This is a genomic window from Flavobacterium sp., assembly GCF_049318185.1.
GTDB lineage: Bacteria > Bacteroidota > Bacteroidia > Flavobacteriales > Flavobacteriaceae > Flavobacterium.
In genome coordinates this window covers 1-3,790 of the sequence record NZ_JBMOGV010000154.1, presented here as the reverse complement: position 1 = coordinate 3,790, position 3,790 = coordinate 1, and the positions used below count along the sequence as shown (strand labels likewise).

Annotated in this window: 7 protein-coding genes; 6 read left to right on the top strand and 1 reads right to left on the bottom strand. The window is 27.6% G+C overall.

The annotated features are described in order from the left end of the window. Window positions 1-158: 158 nt before the first annotated feature. The 5 genes from ACOYLT_RS10630 (at window position 159) to ACOYLT_RS10610 (ending at window position 2,814) form a co-directional block, all read left to right on the top strand. A complete protein-coding gene (locus tag ACOYLT_RS10630) occupies window positions 159-890 on the top strand; it encodes a hypothetical protein (RefSeq protein ID WP_422853825.1) in 732 nt (243 codons plus the stop codon). A 62-nt stretch (window positions 891-952) separates the two neighbouring features. Continuing rightward, complete coding sequence (locus ACOYLT_RS10625; protein WP_422853824.1) at window positions 953-1,564, top strand: fibrobacter succinogenes major paralogous domain-containing protein; 612 nt, start codon at window positions 953-955, stop codon at window positions 1,562-1,564. Window positions 1,565-1,566: 2 nt separating this feature from the next. Then, complete coding sequence (locus ACOYLT_RS10620) at window positions 1,567-1,758, top strand: hypothetical protein (protein WP_422853823.1); 192 nt, start codon at window positions 1,567-1,569, stop codon at window positions 1,756-1,758. A 191-nt stretch (window positions 1,759-1,949) separates the two neighbouring features. Beyond that, entirely contained in the window at window positions 1,950-2,282 is a 333-nt protein-coding gene (locus ACOYLT_RS10615; protein ID WP_422853822.1) for a hypothetical protein, read from the top strand. A 217-nt stretch (window positions 2,283-2,499) separates the two neighbouring features. Further along, window positions 2,500-2,814 carry a hypothetical protein gene (locus ACOYLT_RS10610; protein ID WP_422853821.1) on the top strand — a complete coding sequence of 105 codons (315 nt, stop codon included), beginning with the start codon at window positions 2,500-2,502 and terminating at the stop codon, window positions 2,812-2,814. Between the two features lie 89 nt (window positions 2,815-2,903). Here ACOYLT_RS10610 and ACOYLT_RS10605 read toward each other — a convergent pair whose 3' ends face one another. Further along, window positions 2,904-3,281: a hypothetical protein gene (locus ACOYLT_RS10605; RefSeq protein ID WP_422853820.1), complete on the bottom strand. Its 378-nt coding sequence runs from the start codon at window positions 3,279-3,281 to the stop codon at window positions 2,904-2,906. 143 nt (window positions 3,282-3,424) lie between these two features. On the opposite strand from ACOYLT_RS10605, the gene ACOYLT_RS10600 reads away from it, so the two are divergent. Beyond that, window positions 3,425-3,790: hypothetical protein (locus ACOYLT_RS10600; RefSeq protein WP_422853819.1), on the top strand; the 366-nt coding region annotated here is incomplete at its 3' end.

The window sequence follows — 3,790 nt, the reverse complement described above, 5'->3', positions numbered from 1 at the left end:
TTTTTTACTTCTGTAATCAATCGATATGAAGCTAATAATTCGTTGGAGTCTAGAAATGCCCTCTGAAAATGTAATGATAGTTTTTTTTAAAAAATAATAATTAATAGACATAATTTGTCTGTTTTAAACATAAATTTGAACTTAAAATTAGAAAAAATATGGCAGATTTCCCAAAAATAGATTATCAATATTGGTTTAATAACTACTCATGGGAAGGATTTTCTTCAATGAGAGGGATGATTTCAACCATGATAAATAAACAATATATTGAATTAGACATAACCGAGCTTAATATAACAGAAAATATTGGAAATAAAATTAAAAAGTATAACCACAAACAAAATGATGATTTGTTGTTTGAAATTTTTAAGCTTATTCAAACTTGGGGAGGTAAAAGTGCTGGTCGACATACTTTGAATATTGTGGAAAATTGGAATGATTGTAGTGTTTACAAATACAAAACTTTTGTCGAAAAAATTAAAAATAATGAGGTTGAAGAGTCATTTGATTATCTCGTAAAAAGAGAAAAAATTAAAGGGCTTTCATATTCTTTTGTCCCAAAACACATTTGTTTTTGGTCGGGAAATGGTAACCGAATAGAAGGATTTCCAATTTTGGATGACGTAATTGCTAATTTAGTTTACAATACAAATAGCGCAAGAAATGTTTCTTATGAAAAATTTATTGAAGATATTTCAAATTTCACAATGGAATTAAACAAGGTTTTGGGTAAAAATCAACAATTAAACATGGCTAAAATTGAAATGGCTTTATTTGCTTTTTCTGGTTTTTATTGGAAGACTAGAAAAACTGGCACAAAAGATTTTAAAATAAACGACATAGAAAATCATAAAGATTTTGAAGAAGCCATAAGAATTTCTAGCAGATAAATAAAAACTGAAGTAAACGAAAATCCAAAAAAAAGAATAGTAAAATTAAATTAATTTAAAAAATGGAAGAAGTTAAAATAGGGAATCAAATTTGGATGAAATCAAATTTAGATGTAGAGACTTTTAAAAATGGTGATGTTATAATTCAGGCAATTTCAAGAGAACATTGGAATGAGTTGAGAGAAAGTGAGACTCCTGCTTGGTGTTTTTATAAATTTGACTCCAATAATTATGAAAAATGCGGCAAATTATACAATAAATTTGCACTTATTTACTCAAGAGGATTAGCGCCAGAGGGATGGCACATACCTTCAGACGAAGAATGGAATTTACTTGCTGAAACTTTAGGGGGACAAGATATAGCTGCAGACAAATTAAAAGCGTTAAATACTTGGGAAGGCTATGAAGAAACAGATGACGATGATAATCCTACAGGGGTTTTTATTTCAGATAATGCAAATAACTTATCAGGATTTACAGCATTACCAACTGGGCAATGTCATTTTCATGGGCAGTTTTTTGATAAGGATAATGCTTGTTACTTTTGGACTTCAGATTTAGGTGATAATAATCATCCAATATTCAGAGCAATTTATTGTGGATATAGTGATTTAGTAAGGGACAACGAAAATTCTGTTTATGCAGCCTCTATCAGATGTGTTAAGGATAATTAGTTATGAAAAACATGAAAGTTGACTATATCACAATTGATTTTACAGATGATAACTTTGAAAATGAATGGTCATATATAATGGGTTATGACTCTGGTGATGATTTTACAAAACCAGAAGAAATGATAAATAAAATTGATGATAGTATTTTGGAAAAAATAGAAGAAATTCGAAAATTATGTTTCCCAAAAAATTAGATTGTATATCATAAATAAATTGTTTTTCAGATTAAAAGATAAGGGAGTTTGACTTTTTTTAGACTTTATAAAATAAGTAATATCTAAAGTCATAAAGATTTTGAACAAGCGATAACAATTTCAAACAAATAAGTGATAATTGGAGTATGCGAAAATCCATTAAAGAGTAGCTAAATAAAAAAAATAACACTATGTCACAAGTAAACGCTTTTCTGAAAATGGAACTTTTTTCTGCTAAATTAACTGATGAAGATTTAGACTCAATTGAACTTGAATTTAAAAATATTGTCAATAAAATACATCCTGAAGCGATTGTTGAAATAAATTCAGAATTACATTGGGAAGATGATGAATTTTATAGTATTGATAATATTATTATAAATATTGGTAAAGTAATTTTTAAGGTTTGGTATGATGATGCTGGAAACCCTTGCGTTGATATTTTAGATAAAGATTCTGTTTTTCTTACAGTTGAATATCCCAAAAATAAAGAAGAATTAGAAAGTTTATTCGCAAAGTATTAAATATTGGACACTATCCTAAAAACGACACTATCCCAAAAGTGTGTAATTTATAAATAATTGGGTTTTACTTTACCTAGAGATAAACCGTTTTTTTATAAAAAAGAGAGCTGGTTGTGGATTTTTTATCAGTTTTGGATTTAAAATATAATAAGCAATAATAATTGGAGTAAGCGAAAATCCATTAAAGAGTAGCACTTAAATAAAATTTAAATTAAAAATGGAAAAAAATTATTCTGGAGAGATTTTAACTGATTCATTGAGCTTGTATGAACATATAATTGCTTTTAAAGATGCAGAAGAAGGTTATGCAGACAGTGAATTTTGCATTATAATTAACTACGATAATACAGAAGATTTAATTGAATTAGTTGAACATCTAAAAGATTTTTATGGTGATTATGATGGAGATGGATGGGTTGCAACTGTTATGGGCTATATTTGGGATGAAGGGTTTTCTATAACAACAGAAGAACAAGAAAAAATTCATCAGAATGCCTATGATTACTGGAAAGAAAAAATTGATAAAAAATAATAAAACTAGTTTTTAAGGAAACAGACCCAAAAATTGTTAATTTAGAAAATATAAGGGTTTGACTTTTTAATCAAAGTTGAACCTTTTTTTTATTCTCCAACCATCAAAAACATCTTATTACTTTTTTTATCCCAACAATTGCTATACGTTTTCCCATTAAATTCAAACACATTTATAATTTTATAAAGTTCGTTTTCAAATCCAACTGTAATGTCTGATGGTTGAATTTTAAAACTAATTGCCTCAATTATACTATCGTTTTCACATCGGTAGCCCTCATTTCTTTTATATTCCAAATCAAACCCAAGTTCTTCTTTGATTTGCTTTAAATCACGTTCTAACGTTTTATAGGAGATTATAATATTGAAAGTTCTAAGATAGGCCATGATTTCTTTTTTGCTTCTATAATCAATCGATATGAAGTCAATAATTCGTTGTAGTCGAGAAATACCCTCTGAAAATGCCATGATAGTTTTTTTCAAAAATAATAATTAATAGACATAATTTGTCTTTTTGGCAAATAATTTTGGGTTTATATTAAAGCAATTAACTTTGTCATAAATTGACTATCCACTATACTATTTTTGTATAAATATTAAATAAAATACCTATGGTTTTAAACTATGCCAACTGCGTTTCTAAAATAATTTGTATCGATTTATTAAATTCTTCTTGGGAGGACATTCAGAACTTCTGTTTGATTTCCAATTCGGCTAATGGATTAAAAATGTATTTGAAGCATTTATACAATTCACTGCATAATGATTTGTTTAATAAATCAAATCCACATTTAATTTACATTGAAAACGATTATGTTATAGGAACCAAACGTTATCAAACTGATGTCACCCAAATTATGTTAGGCGGAGTTGAGATATTGCCAGATACGAGTGTTGATAAACTCGATAAATCAATCTTTAGCACTATTGAAAATGAGCTAGCATCAACAAATTCATTAGTGTTTTCAAACAAAATG